Annotated in this window: 15 protein-coding genes; 4 read left to right on the top strand and 11 right to left on the bottom strand. The window is 38.3% G+C overall.

Annotation, left to right across the window (positions count from 1 at the left end):
* On the bottom strand, positions 1-2,388 hold the full coding sequence (locus JYB62_RS00075) for an endonuclease MutS2 (protein ID WP_205643419.1): 2,388 nt from the start codon (positions 2,386-2,388) through the stop codon (positions 1-3).
* On the bottom strand, positions 2,388-2,747 hold the full coding sequence (locus tag JYB62_RS00070) for a DUF4296 domain-containing protein (protein ID WP_205643418.1): 360 nt from the start codon (positions 2,745-2,747) through the stop codon (positions 2,388-2,390). The genes JYB62_RS00075 and JYB62_RS00070 overlap by 1 nt, the downstream gene beginning before the upstream one ends.
* Before the next feature lie 106 nt (positions 2,748-2,853).
* Here JYB62_RS00070 and JYB62_RS00065 point away from each other — a divergent pair, with 106 nt between their 5' ends.
* From JYB62_RS00065 to hemN, 4 genes are all read left to right on the top strand, one after another.
* Positions 2,854-3,732, top strand: a complete 879-nt coding sequence (locus tag JYB62_RS00065) for a DUF58 domain-containing protein (RefSeq protein WP_205643417.1) — start codon at positions 2,854-2,856, stop codon at positions 3,730-3,732.
* Positions 3,725-4,621, top strand: a complete 897-nt coding sequence (locus JYB62_RS00060) for a hypothetical protein (RefSeq protein ID WP_205643416.1) — start codon at positions 3,725-3,727, stop codon at positions 4,619-4,621. The genes JYB62_RS00065 and JYB62_RS00060 overlap by 8 nt, the downstream gene beginning before the upstream one ends.
* The gene (locus JYB62_RS00055) at positions 4,602-5,645 is read left to right on the top strand and encodes a vWA domain-containing protein (RefSeq protein ID WP_205643415.1); all 1,044 of its coding nucleotides are present in this window, start codon (positions 4,602-4,604) and stop codon (positions 5,643-5,645) included. The genes JYB62_RS00060 and JYB62_RS00055 overlap by 20 nt, the downstream gene beginning before the upstream one ends.
* A 104-nt stretch (positions 5,646-5,749) precedes the next feature.
* Positions 5,750-7,108, top strand: coding sequence for an oxygen-independent coproporphyrinogen III oxidase (hemN, locus tag JYB62_RS00050; protein WP_205643414.1), 1,359 nt, complete (start codon positions 5,750-5,752; stop codon positions 7,106-7,108).
* Here the strand turns inward: hemN and JYB62_RS00045 are convergent.
* The 9 genes from JYB62_RS00045 to JYB62_RS00005 all read right to left on the bottom strand — a co-directional run bounded on the left by JYB62_RS00045 (position 7,105) and on the right by JYB62_RS00005 (position 16,254).
* Positions 7,105-7,809, bottom strand: coding sequence for a sulfite exporter TauE/SafE family protein (locus JYB62_RS00045; protein WP_205643413.1), 705 nt, complete (start codon positions 7,807-7,809; stop codon positions 7,105-7,107). The two genes, hemN and JYB62_RS00045, sit on opposite strands and share 4 nt — an antisense overlap.
* The gene (locus JYB62_RS00040) at positions 7,809-8,246 is read right to left on the bottom strand and encodes a FixH family protein (RefSeq protein ID WP_243431401.1); all 438 of its coding nucleotides are present in this window, start codon (positions 8,244-8,246) and stop codon (positions 7,809-7,811) included. Before JYB62_RS00040 ends, JYB62_RS00045 begins: the two co-directional genes overlap by 1 nt.
* A 4-nt stretch (positions 8,247-8,250) precedes the next feature.
* Entirely contained in the window at positions 8,251-9,666 is a 1,416-nt protein-coding gene (ccoG, locus tag JYB62_RS00035; protein ID WP_205643412.1) for a cytochrome c oxidase accessory protein CcoG, read from the bottom strand.
* A 64-nt stretch (positions 9,667-9,730) separates the two neighbouring features.
* Positions 9,731-10,645, bottom strand: a complete 915-nt coding sequence (locus JYB62_RS00030) for a cbb3-type cytochrome c oxidase N-terminal domain-containing protein (RefSeq protein ID WP_205643411.1) — start codon at positions 10,643-10,645, stop codon at positions 9,731-9,733.
* Positions 10,642-10,824 (bottom strand): cbb3-type cytochrome c oxidase subunit 3, encoded by a 183-nt coding sequence (locus JYB62_RS00025; RefSeq protein ID WP_205643410.1) that lies wholly within the window; start codon positions 10,822-10,824, stop codon positions 10,642-10,644. Before JYB62_RS00025 ends, JYB62_RS00030 begins: the two co-directional genes overlap by 4 nt.
* Positions 10,825-10,835: 11 nt before the next feature.
* Entirely contained in the window at positions 10,836-12,965 is a 2,130-nt protein-coding gene (ccoN, locus tag JYB62_RS00020) for a cytochrome-c oxidase, cbb3-type subunit I (RefSeq protein ID WP_205643409.1), read from the bottom strand.
* Positions 12,958-13,146: a cbb3-type cytochrome oxidase assembly protein CcoS gene (ccoS, locus tag JYB62_RS00015; RefSeq protein WP_205643408.1), complete on the bottom strand. Its 189-nt coding sequence runs from the start codon at positions 13,144-13,146 to the stop codon at positions 12,958-12,960. Before ccoS ends, ccoN begins: the two co-directional genes overlap by 8 nt.
* Before the next feature lies 1 nt (position 13,147).
* Positions 13,148-15,577 (bottom strand): heavy metal translocating P-type ATPase, encoded by a 2,430-nt coding sequence (locus tag JYB62_RS00010; RefSeq protein WP_205643407.1) that lies wholly within the window; start codon positions 15,575-15,577, stop codon positions 13,148-13,150.
* Positions 15,578-15,648: 71 nt separating this feature from the next.
* Positions 15,649-16,254 (bottom strand): hypothetical protein, encoded by a 606-nt coding sequence (locus JYB62_RS00005; protein ID WP_243431400.1) that lies wholly within the window; start codon positions 16,252-16,254, stop codon positions 15,649-15,651.
* Positions 16,255-16,690: the final 436 nt, after the last annotated feature.

The raw sequence follows: 16,690 nt of genomic DNA, 5'->3' as shown, positions 1-16,690 counted from the left end.
CTATTTTAAAGTTACCAGAGTTACCCCAGCTCCACCACGATCAGGATGCTCATCCTCCAACCTTGCCACCTGAGGCATGGTTCTAAGTAAATTTCTGGTAATATCTCTTAGGATCCCATCACCTTTTCCATGAACGATCCTTAGGTCTTTGACTCCAAACATAAATCCTTCATCAATAAATGTCTGGATTATAGACAGCACTTCTTCTCCCCTTTTTCCTCTCAAATCCAAGTTTGGAGAAAAATCCATGAGTTTCTCGTTGGTGTTATACCCACTTCTTTTGGAAGATGACTTCAATTCTTTCTTCACCTGAGTTTGGGAGATTTTTTCCAATCTAGAAAGCTTAACATTAGATTTCAACTCTCCAATTGAAAGTTCCACTTCCTTATTTTTCACCTGAAGCACTTGAGCAATCGCTCCATTATCTTTTAACCTGACCCAATCTCCATTGGAAATTTTGCCACCTATAACCACGATCTCCGGATCTTTAATGGCCATTTTCTCAGGTTTTACCTCCTCTTTAAATGTTTCGAGTTCCTGTCGGATTTTTTTAGTGGCCTCTTTATCTGCTTTGTCTTCCTTTATCTGACGGATAGTAGATTCGATTTTTTTATTGGTTTGATCCAATAATGCTTTGGCTTCTTGTTTGGCCTCTTGGATATATCGCTTCTTTGTAAGCTCTAAGGTTTCTTTCAGTTCATTATATTCTCTGAGCCTGGTCTTGAGTAACCTTTCTTTTGCTTTTGCATCTGCCAATAGGCTAGTGTATTGATTCTTCTCATTTTCAAGCTGGGTCAACAATCTATCGTAGCGAACCCGTTCTTCTCCGATGTTATCCTTTGCATATTGAAGAATATCTTTAGAAATCCCGATTTTAGAGGCGATTTCCAAAGCAAAAGAAGATCCTGGCTTACCAATTTCCAATTGGTACAGTGGCTCCAATTTATCTACATCATAGCGCATGGCCCCATTTACCAACCCTTGGTTCTTATTGGCTATCTGCTTCAGGTTTCCATAGTGGGTAGTCACAATACCAAAGGCTCCTAATTTATTCAAAGCCAGTAATATAGATTCAGCAATCGCCCCACCAAACTGCGGTTCAGTTCCTGTTCCAAATTCATCAATGAAGAGGATCGTCTTTCTATTCGAAAATTGAGTAAAATGCTTCATACTTAGGAGATGAGAGCTATATGTACTCAAGTCATTTTCAAGATTCTGTTCATCTCCAATATCGATGAAGAAATTATCAAAGAGCGAGCTTTTTGAATCAGGCTGAACAGGGATTAACAAACCACATTGCAACATATACTGGAGCAATGCTACTGTTTTTAGGGTTACTGATTTTCCTCCTGCGTTGGGTCCTGAAATCACTAACAGACGCTCATGCCCTCCTAATTTCACATCCAAAGGAATGATTCTCTTTCCTTGGCTTTTCAAAGCCATTTCCAAGAGTGGATGCCTTGCTTTGGTCCAAGTCAATTGTCTTTCTTTGGTGATCTCAGGTTTTACGCTCTCTGTCTTTTGAGCAAATTTTGCTTTTGCTCTGACAAAATCCATCAAACCCAGGTAATTTGTCGCTTTTCTTAATGCAGGGATTGTCGGTCGCAATTTATCAGTTAGAGTCGTGAGTATTTTGATAATCTCACGGCGCTCCATGTATTCCAAATCCCGGATTTCATTATTGATATCCAAGGCTTCTTCTGGCTCCATAAAGACAGTTTGGCCTGTTGCAGATTCATCATGGATAAACCCTCTTAGCTTCCTCTTATTTTCTGCTGCCACTGGAATCACCATTCTGCCTCCACGGATGGTCATAGCCGAATCTTCAGGAGTTAGACCTTTGGCCCTTGCCTCTTTAAAGATTCTTTCCATCACCTTTCTTAGCCTTCCTTCTTCAAAAATGATCTGGTTCCTTATCAATTGAAGATCTCTACTCGCATTACTTCTGATCTTTCCTTTTTCATCGATTACTTGTTCTATTGATTTCAGTAAGCTCAAATCCAGATCAACCAATAATCCCAGAAGTTGACTAAGAGCAGGATATTCATCCCCAAATTTTTTAAAAAATGAAATACATCCTCTCAAGGTATATAGAGCCAACTTCACTTCATGAAAATCCTCCTGATCTAGAAATGAGCCTTCCAATTTGGCTTTATCTAAAAAAGGATAAAGGTTCGTAAAATTGGAGGAGGGAAAAACTTCCCCGGAAATCAGGATCTGAAAAAATTCATGTGTTTGGTCTAGGAGTTTTACAACCAATTTGGGATCAGAAGAAAAGGAAACTTTATCTACATAACTCATTCCCAAAGGAGAGGTGCATTCCTCTTTAAGTAATTCCTTGACCTTTCCGAAATTTATTTTTTGCTCTAAATTAGAGGGGTATATCATTAGAAAATCTCTCCTTCGTCTTTTTTAATTCCAATTGTTTCTCTTGCTGCCAACGAATCTAAAATCTGGGCGTACATATTATCCATGATTCCTGGGTATTGCAGGTAATATCGGAGGCTTTGAGTAAAAACTGAATCTTCAACTTGATGTTTTTTGAAGACTTCTTTTTCCATTAATTTGTATAAAACCTCAGAAGAATCATAGGGCACTGGAATTGCACTGGCAATCCCCTCCGTTATCTGTATATCAATCAAGACATTAATCATTTTATCCTGACTCAACAAACCTTTTGGTTTCTCATCTTTGGAGCAAGAGGCTACAAAAAGGAGACTTAAACAAATTAGTAGTAATCGTTTCACGATGTAAAATTATGGTTTTTTAACTGAAATTTCCTTCACCCTTCATATAAGACAAATTTTATAATTCAACCTGTTCCTATAAATTAGCCAGTTCAAATCTCCAGGAATGAATCAACTATTCAGTAAGCTTAGAAAATATGAGATAATGATCCGAAAAGTGGCTAACAACCACTTGCAAGGAGAGTACCAATCTCTGTTCAAAGGCTCTGGTTTGGAATTTGACGACTTACGTCCTTATCAATACGGGGATGATGTAAGAACGATCGAATGGAAAGTGTCTGCTAAAGGTCATGGTACCTTTGTAAAGACCTTTCGTGAAGACAAAGATCAATGTGTTTATTTCTTATTGGACATCAGTGGAAGTCAGGATATTGGTCAAGTAGGAAACAAGAAAATAGATCAGGGAAAAATCATCGCAGGAGTGCTTAACCTTGCTGCGGTCTTTGATGGCAGTCAGGTAGGACTTATCAGCTTTTCTGATCAAAAAGAGAACCTGATTTTACCCGGTAAAGGTCCAAAACAAGGTGTAAAGATGGTTAGAGGGATCTTTGAGCATGAGAACAAATCTTTAAAAACAGATTTGAATGCCATGTTTACCTTCGCATTAAATCTTATTAAAAAAAGAAGTGTCATCATTGTGATTTCTGACTTTATCGATGAAGGTTATGAAAGACCTTTCAGAGCTCTGGCAGAAAGACATGACTTGGTAGCAATCCAGTTGACAGACCCAAGGGAATCAGCGTTACCTTCTTTAGGAATTATTCCCATCTATGATAAAGAGAGAGGTAAAACAACTTGGGTAAATACAGCCTTCGGAAGTTTTTCAAAAAAAATTGCTGAAACTTTTTCTTCGGAACGGGTGAACCTTCAAGAAATTTGTAAAAAAAATCAGATCAATTACCTAAGTATTGATACGAGTCAAGATATCGTAGCCCCATTAATTGAATTATTTAAGTACAGAAACAAAAGAATGAAACGTGGGTAAACTAAGTAAAATCATTCTTTTATTTTTCCTCCCCGTTCTAAGCTGGGCTCAAGAGGTCAAGATAGATGGATATTTTCTCCAGGATTCTGCAAAACTTGGAGAACGTGTAGGTTATGTTTTAAAAGCTACCTACCCTGAACAGAAACAGCTAATATTTCCTGATTCATTATATGATTATTCCCCGTTGGTGCTGCTTGAAAAAAAGACATTTATTTCGAGTACTATCGAAGGAGTAACCAGTGATAGTACTATCTATTATGTTTCCAACTTTTCTCTGGAGCCCAGTATCTTTATGACGCTTCCAGTATATGAGTTAACCAGATACGATAGCATCACTCATTTCCCATTAGAGGCCGAATTAAAATTAAAGCTCACGTTAGACAGTATTCCAGAGCAACCTGTTTTTCAGGAAAACAATGTATATCAGCCACTTGAAAAAGAATTCAATTGGATTGTCATTGGGGTTCTGTTAGGAGGAATTGTTTTAGTCTTATTGGTATTCTATCTCCTATTTGCGGAACGTATCAAACGCTTACTTAAGGATAAAAGTCAAAAAAGAAGATGGAGGCAATTTGAAAAAGAATGGATCAAACAAACCACTCTTCTTACCCAAAACCCTACCTTGGACCTTGCAGATGAAGTACAGGGACTTTGGAAATCATTTATGGAGAAACTCACTCACCAGCCTTTCCAAGAGTGGACTTCCAGCGAAATCGGGGAAAAACTGGATGACCCTGAAGTTTTCAAAGCATTAAGAGCAATTGACTTGATCATTTATGCAGGGGTTTCAGAAAAAAGTGAAGAAGCTACTGATTATCTACTTCAGGTAGCAAAAGAAAAGCATTTAGAAAAACTAAACGAGATGAAGCATGCAAGAGCAACTAGCTGAGTTTTTTAGCTGGTCTTGGTTTTTGCCTGAGACCTTCAAATCATACGAATGGGAAAATATTTGGATTCTGCATTTGCTTTGGATCATTCCTGCGCTTATGCTTTTGAGAATTTTCGTGAAGTTTTTGAAAAATCCTGTTTTAGAGCTTTCACTTCCTAAAAGAGCCGCAAAAAACAATCCATGGACTTACCTTAGACTTATCCCTACAGGATTCTTCTTCTTGGCCTTGGTCATGATCGTGATCGCCTTAGGAAGACCTCAGCGAAGTAACGAACGGGTAGAGCAATTTACGGAAGGAATAGACATTGTCTTAGTAATGGATATTTCTGAATCCATGGATCTTCAAGATTTTACGCCAAATCGGTTGGAAGCAGCTAAATCCACCGCTGTTGACTTTATCAACGGCCGTTTTGGAGATAGAATAGGAATGGTGGTATTTGCAGGAGAAGCATATTCACTTGCGCCATTGACGAATGATTATCAGCTTTTGACAGATTTGATAGAGGATATTTCATTTAATATGATGGAAGCAAAAGGTACTGCCATCGGTTCCGCAATAGCCTCAGCAACCAATCGAATGAAAGAATCAGAGTCGGCTTCCAAAGTTTTGATTCTACTGAGTGATGGTGAAAGTAATGCTGGAAACGTAGACCCTCTGTTTGCAGCGGAACTTGCCTCTGCATTAGATATAAAAATATATACCATTGCAGTGGGAAAAGATGGGATGGTTCCTTACGGGACTGATTTTTTCGGGAGACCTCAAATGGTGGAAAGTTACCTGGATGAAACTACTTTAAGAGAAATTGCAAAAATTGGTAATGGAGAGTTTTTTAGGGCATCAGACGGAGGTACACTAAATAGTATTTTTGAAAGAATTGACACCTTGGAAAAGGCAGAAATTATAGAAAACAGGTATAAAGAGACTTCAGATTACTATCGTATTTATTTATTTTGGGGAATCCTATTATTCTTTGTCTGGTTACTTTTGAAAAGTAGCTTTCTCAATAATTTCCTACTTGATTAGATATTCCTACAAATCGCTAAAACCTGATAAATATCAGGTTTTAGTCTTATTCTAGTCAGTCAAAAAAAAGTCATTTAAGTACAGTTTTGTACAAAGAAAAAAGAATGACTTTATCACCAGAACTTATAGAAAAGTATAACAAACCTGCACCTCGTTATACTTCGTATCCAACGGTACCACTTTGGGAAAACAACCTTCATTCAGAGACCTGGGAAGCGCTTGTTCAAACTGCATTTGACCAGTTTGGTGAACAAGAAGGAATTACTTTATACATCCACCTTCCCTATTGTGAAAGCCTTTGTTCCTATTGCGGCTGTAATAAACGAATTACTAAAAACCATTCGGTGGAAATTCCCTATTTGGACGCTATCCTAACTGAATGGAAAAAATACCTTAAGCTATTTAATAGCAAGCCCAAGCTAGCTGGAATTCATCTTGGCGGCGGAACACCTACCTTTTTCCAACCTGAATCCCTAGAGTATTTTCTTAACGAAATCATTCAAAATTCTGAAGTTTTGGAATCGGCCGAATTCAGTTTTGAAGGACACCCCAACAACACTACCTTGGCCCACTTACAAACATTAAATAGCCTCGGTTTTGATCGAGTGAGTTATGGGATTCAAGACTTTGACTCGAAAGTACAGCTGGCCATTCATAGGCTACAACCTTTGGAAAAGGTAATTGAAGCTACCGAAAATGCTCGAAAGTCGGGGTATACTTCTATCAACTTTGATTTGATTTATGGACTGCCACATCAGACAATAGCATCTCTAGAAGATACCTTTGAGAAGGTGGCCGATTTAAAACCGGATCGCATTGCTTTTTATTCCTATGCGCATCTACCAACCGTATTCCCTGCACAAAAGAGCTTTGAAAAACATTTACCTGTAGATATTGAAAAGCGGGCATTATATGAATTTGGAAGAAAAAAATTAATTGATCTAGGATATGAGGAAGTAGGAATGGATCATTTTGCCCTACCCAATGACCCACTAAACTTGGCAAAACACAAGGGTACTTTGCATAGAAATTTCATGGGCTACACCACCTCTCCTTCCAAGATATTAATTGGCTTGGGCGCAAGTAGTATTAGTGATATACATCTTGGCTATGCTCAAAACGAAAAGAATATTGAAGCCTATAAAGAAACCATGAACGAAAATCTATGGGCGATTCAAAAAGGACACGTATTAACAAAAGAAGATATTCAGATCAGAGAAATCATTCTTGACTTGATTTGTAGAAATGAAGCACATATCCCTTTGCAGGTTTGGGAAAAGCTAAATGAAGATCAGATTTTTAAACTGAAAAATATGGAATCTGAAAATCTGATCAGATTAGAAGATGGAAAATTAGAAATTACCGAAATGGGGATGGCAATTATCCGTCATGTTTGCAAGCAGTTGGATTTAAGACTAGCCGAAAACCAAAAGCAACATCAAGTATTTAGTAAAGCGATTTAACGGCACATCGTTATTTCGATTTGTTCAGTGCCATAGTCATAGACTTGCAATTCAGGACTAAAGCCATGCAGCCCTAAGCCCAAGCCTCTAAAAATAAATAGTATTCCAATCAGAACTCCCAAGTAAGGGATAGCTGATTGGAATTTTTGTCTTAAAGACAGACTAAAAAGACTTCCAGAAATCATTAATGCCAATAAGAGCGGCACAGTACCCAATCCAAAGAAAAACATGTAGGCCGCTCCTAACCAAGGATTTTGCAAAGCCAAAGCTGCGATCAGTGCCATATAGACCATGCCACAAGGCAATAAACCATTGATCATACCTGTACTTAAATAAGCAGCTGTTTTTCCAGATTTTAGATAGGTTCCTAAGGTCTTTTTGATCCATTTTACAAATCCTGAAAAAATTGGGATTGATAGGAATTGATCTGATTTTTTAATAGAAAGTGCAAGGATTAAAATAATTATTCCCATCCCAATAGATAGGCCTTTCTGAACTCCTGCCAATGCTAAGGAAAAACCTAGACTACCTACCAGAAGTCCTAATAGGGAGTAAGTAAAACTTCGTCCAAAGTGGTAAACTATTTTTTTACCTAAAAATTTATTTTTATTGGATCCTCCCACTGCCAAAGCAATTGGCCCACACATTCCAACACAGTGGAATGATCCCAAAAAACCAAGTATGACAGCGGTCCAAAGCATTAAAAATTCAATTTCTTTTCTTGATAATATTCAACTCCATTTTCCTCCCAATTTAATTGAGCTTTCCAATACCCACTTTTCAATTGATCAGTTGGAACTTCAATAACTCTTTGGCTATTACCATCTAATTTAATTTTTTTGTCTAAGGCGGCATCAGAAGGTCTGAAAAGATGAAGAGTTCCTGAAGCGCCTGAAGGCAAATCCACTAATATCACCTTCGCCTTGATATCAAAGGTCATAATATCCTTGTTTTGATCTAAAGTAGCCTGTTCTTTATCTATTTGATCCTGATAAACTATTTCCTTTTCATAATAGCTTTCTGTCACTAATTCAATCCCATCCATTCTAACCGAAATAGTCACCATGGTCATAATGACCACAATAAAACCTAAAAACGAAAGGAATATTCCAGTTCCCCAATTCATATTTAATTTCATCGCTTTATTTGTTTATGGGAGCCATAAAGTTTGTTTCAATATCACCAAATTCTTGACCCCCAGCACTTAGTTGCAACTTTACCTTTTCCTGGGTCACTTGCACATCAGATTGATTTCTAACTAAGAAAAACCTTCCTTCAAACTTTGATTGGGGTTCTAAAGTCCAATGAGTATCGCCAACTACTTCCAAATCAATCCCTTCTTCCAATGGTATTAATTCTACAGTTTGAGGTTCAAATGTTTTGTTGATTAACGTGATTTCATACAAGTTTGAAACTCTTCCATCTTCTCTGGTTTGATAAGTCATACCCGGAAATCTAGTGACTGTTCCATTAATAGGTTCTCTTGTAGCAATTAATGAAACAAAAGCGGCTACTAACACCAATAAAACCACCACGTATGCCTTGACCCTACCCGTGATCAATTTTTGGAATCCTTCTTTAATGCTATTCTGAGAGGCATACCGGATCAAGCCTTTTGGTCTATCCACCTTTTCCATGACCTCATCACAGGCATCAATACAAGCGGTGCAGTTTACGCACTCCATTTGAATTCCATTTCTAATATCAATCCCTGTTGGACAAACCTGTACACAAAGGCTGCAATCCACACAATCACCTTTAGGCTCAAGTTCCGTCTTATTTTTCCGTATTGGAGCTCTAGGTTCACCCCTCACATAATCATACATGACGTTGATGGAGTTATTGTCCAGCAAAACGCCTTGAAGTCTTCCATAAGGGCAAACAACCAAACATGCCTGCTCTCGAAACCAGGAAAATACAAACATGAAAATTCCTGAAAACGCGATCAACCCTATAAAACCAGCCATATGGGCAGAAGGTGGCTGAGTAACTACCTCTATTACCTGATCTACCCCTATTAAATAAGCCATCACCAAATGACCAATCATCAGTGAAATGAATCCAAAGATCAAGTACTTTGCCCCTTTTTTGCCAATTTTTCTTGAGTCCCAAGGAGCACTATTCAAAGCTCTTTGCTGATTGGCATCTCCTTCGATCCAATACTCAATTTTACGAAAAACCATTTCCATAAAAAGAGTTTGAGGACAAGCCCAACCACAAAAAACTCTTCCAAAAATCACCGTAAAAAGAATGACAAAAACGAAAAAGATCAATAGGAGAAAAATCAATAAATAGGTATCCTGAGGCCAAAATACAGCTCCAAATATGATAAACTTCCTTTCAAAAATATTGAACAAAAGCCATGGTCTACCATCCACTTTTATGAAAGGTCCCGCAAATAAAATAGCCAATAAAAGCCAGGAAAGATAGGTCCTATATTTATAGAACAGACCCTTGACTTTTTTTGGGTATACCCAGTTTCTTTTCCCATCTTCTTGAACAGTTGCCAAGGCATCACGGAAATTCTCGGGGTTTAAATGTGGATTCTTTTTTGCCATGATTGATAGCTAAGGAATAGTCGGAAGAATTTCTTCTCCCGACTAATTATGTTCAGTCTATTTCTTATTCTACTGTGGTGCTATCGGACTCTACAGGAGTTTCGGTGGCAGGTGCTGCACCGACCAGCTCACCTTGAGGTTCCTTAGGGTTTGCAGGGCTTGTGCCATTCAACGTAAGAATATAGCTTGCTACTTGTTGGATTTCTTCAGGGCTTAACTGATCCTCCCATGGCACCATTCCCTTACTTACGACCCCATATTTAATAACAGAAAACACTTCAGATATAGTATTTCCATGAATCCAGTAATCGTCCGTTAAGTTAGGACCAACTCCCCCACCTCCATCAATAGCGTGGCATGCAGCACAATTACCTTCAAAGATGGTCTTACCTGATGCTAATGCGGATGCAGACTCATCAAAAACGACAGTAGTCTCATCTATTCCCGCGGCGGCATTTGCCTTACGCTCTTCCGAGGCTATTGCTTCAATTCTCAATTCCTCTTCATATTCTTCCACTCCAGTCTTGCCATAGCCCAATACAGAGTAATTGATGAAATAACCTATCCCAAAGATGGCTGTGATTAGGAACGTATATTGAAGCCAAGGAGGCATGAAATTATCTAGCTCAGTAATCCCATCGTAGGAGTGATCTGTCATTTCCCTTTTCTCCACTGCTTCTTCTTCTACATCCCCTGTAATGAACTTTTCTTTGAAGGATTCCCACCATGTTGGCTCTTCTGCCATAGCAGGGTTTTCCTTTCTAAACATTGCTGTTATAAAAGACATGAGGTAAATAATCAATATCAAAAGAAGAACAATGACTCCTAATATGACCCCCATAATGATAAGAAGGGTTAATTGATTCCCATCCATATTCATCAGTTTTTCGTAAGTCGAACTTTCTACTGCTTGAGCAAAAACTGCGTTGGTCACAGAAAGCCCAACAAATGCAAATAATAAGGTTAGTATATTTTTCATGGCTCTTTCTTTATAATATCGTCTTCTTCCATAGGAAGTGACCTCATATGGTCAATGTAGGATTTAGGCACCTTAATCACCCATAGCAACATGGCGACAAAGAACAGGACAAAAATCAAAAGCGAAATGATCGGATAGATTTCTATGTTTTCGATAGATCTTAAAACTTCTTTATACATGACTTATAGATTTATTCGTTTGAAGAAGTTGCCTTGATATCTGTACCAAGTCTTTGCAAATAAGATATCAATGCCACGATTTCAGTATTTGGCATTACCTCGACACCTGCATCTTTTAGGTTAGCAGTAATCTGAGCAGCTTGGGATTCCAAGTCTGCCATCGCGCGCTCATCATATCCTTCTGGATAAGGAACTCCCAATTTTTGAAGCGTCCTGATTTTGGCTGGTAAATCTGAGTAATCCATTACATTCTCCACCATCCATGGATAAGGTGGCATCAATGAACCCGGAGACATGGACCTTGGATCCATCATATGGAAGTAGTGCCAGCTATCAGGATATTTACCTCCTACACGATGTAAATCAGGCCCTGTACGCTTGGATCCCCATAGGAAAGGCCGATCATAGACAAACTCTCCGGCTTTGGAATATTCCCCATATCGTTCTGTTTCAAATCTAAATGGACGGATCATTTGTGAATGACAACCAACGCAGCCATTCGCGATATACAAATCTCTACCCTCTAATTCTAATGGGGTATATGGTTTTACAGAACTAATGGTTGGTACATTGGATTTCACTAAAATAGTTGGAATAATCTCAATCGCACCTCCTATTGCAATGGCAACTGTTGCCAATACAGTAAAGAAAACAGGCTTTCTTTCCCAGGCTCTGTGCCAAAATTCTCCAGCTGGCTTATAGTTTTTAGCCAAGGCTGGCGCAGAATCTTCTTCTGACTCTTGGAATACTCCTTGTTGAGCAGTCTTCCACATGTTGTATACCATGATCACCGCACCACTTAAGTATAATAAACCCCCAAAGGCTCTCAACATATACATCGGCACTAATTCTACTACAGTTTGTAAGAAGTTACCGTAAGACAATCGTCCCATTTCATCAAACTCTCTTAACATCAAGAACTGAGTCAAGGCAGCCACATACATCGGTAGTGCATAGAAAATAATCCCTAAGGTTCCCATCCAAAAATGGGTATTGGCCAATTTGATTGAATAGATCTTGGTTTTGAATATCCTTGGCCACATCCAATACAACATGCCGAAAGTCAAGAAGCCATTCCAGCCCAATCCTCCAATATGCACGTGAGCAACGATCCAGTCGGTATAGTGAGCAATCGCATTCACATTTTTCAAGGACAACATAGGTCCTTCAAAGGTCGCCATACCATATGCTGTAAGAGCCACGACCATAAATTTCAATATAGGTTCATTGCTTACTTTGTCCCAAGCTCCTCGAAGGGTCAATAATCCATTGACCATTCCACCCCATGATGGAGCAATCAACATTACCGAAAATGCAGTACCCAATACCTGAGCCCATTCAGGAAGTGCTGTATACAATAAATGGTGAGGGCCCGCCCACATGTAAATGAATATCAATGACCAAAAGTGAACTATAGAAAGTTTATAAGAATAAACAGGTCTGTTCGCCGCCTTTGGCAGGAAATAATACATCAATCCTAAAAAGGGGGTTGTAAGGAAGAATGCAACCGCATTATGACCATACCACCACTGTACCAAAGCATCCTGAACCCCAGCATAGGCAGAGTAACTTTTTAGAAAGGAAACTGGCAAAGCCAAGGAATTAAAAATGTGCAGTACAGCCACAGTCACAAAGGAAGCCATGTAAAACCAAATGGCTACGTACATGTGTCGCTCTCTTCGAGTCATCAACGTACCAATCATATTGGCACCAAACGCCACCCAAACCAAGGCAATGGCAATGTCAATTGGCCACTCTAACTCAGCATATTCTTTTGAGGTGGTAAGTCCTAAAGGAAGGGTGATTGCAGCGGCCAAAATAATTAGCTGCCATCCATAGAAATGAAACCAGCTCAATGTTTTATTCCACATAGGCGTTTTTAACAACCTCGGCATGGAATAATACACACCTGCGAAAATCGCATTTCCCACGAAGGCGAAAATTACCGCATTCGTATGCAATGGTCTAATCCTACCAAAAGTGGTATAGGGATTACCCAAATTGGCTTCTGGTAGGAATAATTGGGTGGCAGCGATGACTCCCACCAACATCCCGACGAGCCCCCATATAACGGTGGCTGCTCCAAAATACTTGACAATTTTATTGTCATATTGGAACGTTTCTAAAGTAGAATCATTCATAGGACTTTGTTTTTGTTGGTTGATCTTTTGTTACTTTTTTCTGTTTGCTGTCGAATAATATTCTAATGGATGGCGTATAATCATCATCAAACTGGCCATCCTTCATTGCTTTAAAAAACAGGTAAAGGAATGTCCCTGCTAGAATTAAACTCACACCGATCAATAGAAAAATTACCTCCATATTATTTGAAGTTTGTCTTAAATAATCCTTTTCTCATAGCCACTAGATTAGTTGCTACTGTGGTAAACACCACAACCGTAATGCTGCTAAGAGGCATTAAAATGGCACAAATAACTGGACTCAGAACTCCTTGAACTGCTAAGGAAATCCCGACAATATTGTACATTAAACTCAAGATAAAACTGATTTTAATAATCGTTCTATTCGCCTTTGCAAAGCTTAAAAAAGAAGGAATTTCAGAAATCACAGAGGCATCCATAATGGCATCACTTGCAGGAGAAAAATGACTGATCTGCTCTGTCACGGCTATTCCAACTTCGCTTTCTTGTAAGGCCCCCGCATCGTTCAAACCGTCACCTATCATCAGCGTATGTTTATCTTTTTGGTTAAGATGTTTTAGATATTGAAGCTTATCGGAAGGACTTTGATTAAAATTAAACTGAATAGAAGTACCGAGTTTATCCCGCAAAGCAACCTGTTCATGACTATGATCCCCTGAAAGTAAGTGCAATTCATATTCTTCTTCCAATTGTTGGATGACAAATGGGGCAGTTTCCCTCAATCCTGACTTGATGGAATAATAACCTAAACTTTGTCCCGCAACAGTAAAATAGACCAGATTCCCTTCCACAATATTAGGTTCTAGTTGTGACCCTGTGAAATCTTTAGATCCCAATTGAAAAAGTTGTCCCTTGAAAATAGCCTGTATCCCTTTCCCTTTGAGTTCTTGAAAATCTGTAATACGCTCCAGTTCACAATCTCCCAAATAATGATTAATTCGATTACTTAATGGATGACTCGACTTGGAAACCATAGATTTCAAAACATTCTTAGTTTGTGCAGTCAATTCATCTCCAACAAATTCTATTTGTGCATTGGCAGGGGAAGTAAGTGTTCCTGTCTTATCAAAAACGATGGTATCTAGCTGAGCCATCTTTTCAATAACAGAAGCATTTTTTAAATAAAACTTTGCCTTCCCAAAAATTCTCAAAGTATTGCCTAAGGTAAATGGAGTAGACATCGCCAATGCACATGGACATGCCACAATCAATACAGAAGCAAAGGCTTTGACTGCAATTGATAAATCCTGAAAACTCCAATAAAAAAATGCCAGGAAAGCGATAGTAAGCACAGTCCAAGTAAACACGCTACTTACTTTATTGGCCAAAGGTTCTAAAAGTCCATCATGCTTTTTTTCAAAGATTTCGTTGTTCCAAAGGTCTGTTAAATACCCTTGGGATGGAGATTTTTGAATAGTTAAGAGAATGGGATCGCCTACTTGTCTTCCACCAGCATATATAATTTCTTTTTTATACTTAGGTACAGGAATCTCTTCTCCTGTGACAAAACTATAATCAATACTTGCTTGATCACTGAGTAAAATTGAATCTGCTGGGATCAACTCCTCATTTCTTATCAAGATCACATCTCCTATTTCAAGTTTTGAAATAGGAACCACATTTTCCTTGTCTTGAACTAGTTTGGTAACTGCCATTGGAAAATAGGATTTATAATCACGATCAAATTCCAAGGCTGAAAAAGTCTTCTGCTGATAAAATTTACCCAATAAAAGGAAGAACAATAATCCTCCTAGGCTATCCATAAAACCAGCATTCCCAAAAATAAATATCTGCCAAAGGGAATACAGAAATAATGCAATAATGCCTAATACGATAGGCACATCCATATTAATTTTCCACTGCTTTAGAGAATTCCAGGCAGATAAATAATAGCTATTAGCTGAGTAGAAAACGACAGGTAAAGCAAGTAAAACATTCAAGTAATTAAATAAGCCTTTAAATCCTTCTCCTAAAAACTGGGTCTCAGAAAAATATTCCGGCAAACTGAATAACATCATATTCCCGAAACAGAACCCTGCTACTGCTAATTGGGAAATCAGTTTTTTATCTATCGTAGCTTTTGGTTTCCCTCCTGTATCAGATAAGCTGATTTTCGGTTCATAACCTATAGTAGCCAACAATGAAACCAGCTCCTTTAAGCTGATTTTATGTTGATTAAATTTGACTTGAACTTTCTTTTTAATAAAATCAACCCTACTTGATAGGATTCCAGAATGGATTTGAACCAAGTTTTCGAGCAACCATATACAGGATGCGCAATGGATATGAGGAATAGTAAAGGTAATATGACTTTCAGAATCACTTCTAAAATCCAAAAGTTGTGACTGAATATCCGAATCTTCTAAATAGTCAAATCTATTTTCTTTGGAACTCTTTAATTTTTGATTTTCTCCAGGAAATTCCTCCAATTCATAGTAGCTGCAAAGGTCATTTTCAGAAAGAACTTCGTAGACTAGTTTACAGCCTTGACAGCAAAAATGCTTTTCTTCAAGCACCAAATTCAATTCACTGCACACCTCACCACAATGATAGCATTTAGTAATAGAATTTGAGTTAGAGGTGGCTTTCATGGATATTAGTTTACTAAATTTACCTTATAAAGTAATAAAAAAACATGATTAAAGTCAGTTGAATACATTAATTAAAGGGATAGGTAAAATGATAATTGGTCATCCCACAAATTACCTTTGTAAAAATCAAAAAGCACATTAGAGAGCTCTTGCTGATAGGTTTTCGACGTGACCAAAAGAGTACAGTCATGTTGCACTGCATAGGACCAAAAGTCTCCAATTCGCATAAAATTGAATTTGATAAAACTGGTTTCCATGGTCGCAGAAGTAATTTTTTGAATAATTTCTTGTTCTTCTTTTGACCTGGATTTAGGAATGAAGCTGGGTGAAATGATAGTGGCTTTACTGCCCTTAATTAAGTCTTGGAATAGGTACAAAAACTTATGAATGATTCTCGCTGAATCACTAGTACCATCGTAATGAAACAACAGGTGGTTCAAAGAGAATTTTGGGACGTAAAGTAGAACAGGAGTTTGGCAAGGTTCTTTTTCCAAAGATTTAGGATATTCATGGGTTTGCAGCCAATCCAATACTTGATTAAGGTCTAATGAAAACAAGGTATGGTTTGATTCATCAAAGACATGGCTGGTTAGTTCAATAGCTGGATTGAATTTTTCTTCCAATATCTCTTGGTGAAATACATTGATCAATTGGGGCGGTAGATCAAACTTCGTCATGCTTGAAGGCTTGGCTTCCATATAGAATAACTTTATTCAAAGCTATTCAACAGAGCCTTTGCACATCATGACCATTCCTAGTTGCAAAGATGATAAAAGTCAGTTTTTTGAATTTTCTTTGCCAACCAAAAAAATGGAAATGGTAAGTTCCCATTCCATTTAACCCATATATTACCAATAGAATTCAGTAAGCAGTGATCAGGAACAGTTTTGGTTCGAGACATGAGAATCCTGAGGACTAGAAGAGAAGAGTAACAACAAAAAAAGCCAGCTGGATAGCTGGCTAGGTAAAAGGGAAGGGATGGGTTTTGCTCCCTGTGGGGCTGAAAACACAAAAGCCCTATGGACGGATCCAAAGGGCTTGAATAATGTGGCGGCGACCTACTCTCCCGGGTGTAACCCCAGTACCATCGGCGCTGCAGGGCTTAACTTCTCT

Origin of the sequence: Algoriphagus lutimaris, assembly GCF_017051705.1 — a bacterium.
Taxonomy (GTDB): domain Bacteria; phylum Bacteroidota; class Bacteroidia; order Cytophagales; family Cyclobacteriaceae; genus Algoriphagus; species Algoriphagus lutimaris.
Note: the sequence above shows the minus strand (reverse complement) of the source record. Positions and strands in the feature narration are given on the sequence as shown.

Excerpts from the sequence above, each read along its gene's own strand:
- JYB62_RS00040 (WP_243431401.1), bottom strand. The coding sequence starts at position 8,246 with ATGAAATTAAATATGAATTGGGGAACTGGAATATTCCTTTCGTTTTTA.
- ccoG (WP_205643412.1), bottom strand. The coding sequence starts at position 9,666 with ATGGCAAAAAAGAATCCACATTTAAACCCCGAGAATTTCCGTGATGCC.
- JYB62_RS00005 (WP_243431400.1), bottom strand. The coding sequence starts at position 16,254 with ATGACGAAGTTTGATCTACCGCCCCAATTGATCAATGTATTTCACCAA.
- JYB62_RS00075 (WP_205643419.1), bottom strand. The coding sequence starts at position 2,388 with ATGATATACCCCTCTAATTTAGAGCAAAAAATAAATTTCGGAAAGGTC.
- ccoN (WP_205643409.1), bottom strand. The coding sequence starts at position 12,965 with ATGAATGATTCTACTTTAGAAACGTTCCAATATGACAATAAAATTGTC.
- JYB62_RS00030 (WP_205643411.1), bottom strand. The coding sequence starts at position 10,645 with ATGAAAAATATACTAACCTTATTATTTGCATTTGTTGGGCTTTCTGTG.
- JYB62_RS00025 (WP_205643410.1), bottom strand. The coding sequence starts at position 10,824 with ATGTATAAAGAAGTTTTAAGATCTATCGAAAACATAGAAATCTATCCG.
- JYB62_RS00065 (WP_205643417.1), top strand. The coding sequence starts at position 2,854 with ATGAATCAACTATTCAGTAAGCTTAGAAAATATGAGATAATGATCCGA.
- hemN (WP_205643414.1), top strand. The coding sequence starts at position 5,750 with ATGACTTTATCACCAGAACTTATAGAAAAGTATAACAAACCTGCACCT.
- JYB62_RS00045 (WP_205643413.1), bottom strand. The coding sequence starts at position 7,809 with ATGCTTTGGACCGCTGTCATACTTGGTTTTTTGGGATCATTCCACTGT.
- JYB62_RS00010 (WP_205643407.1), bottom strand. The coding sequence starts at position 15,577 with ATGAAAGCCACCTCTAACTCAAATTCTATTACTAAATGCTATCATTGT.
- JYB62_RS00055 (WP_205643415.1), top strand. The coding sequence starts at position 4,602 with ATGCAAGAGCAACTAGCTGAGTTTTTTAGCTGGTCTTGGTTTTTGCCT.
- ccoS (WP_205643408.1), bottom strand. The coding sequence starts at position 13,146 with ATGGAGGTAATTTTTCTATTGATCGGTGTGAGTTTAATTCTAGCAGGG.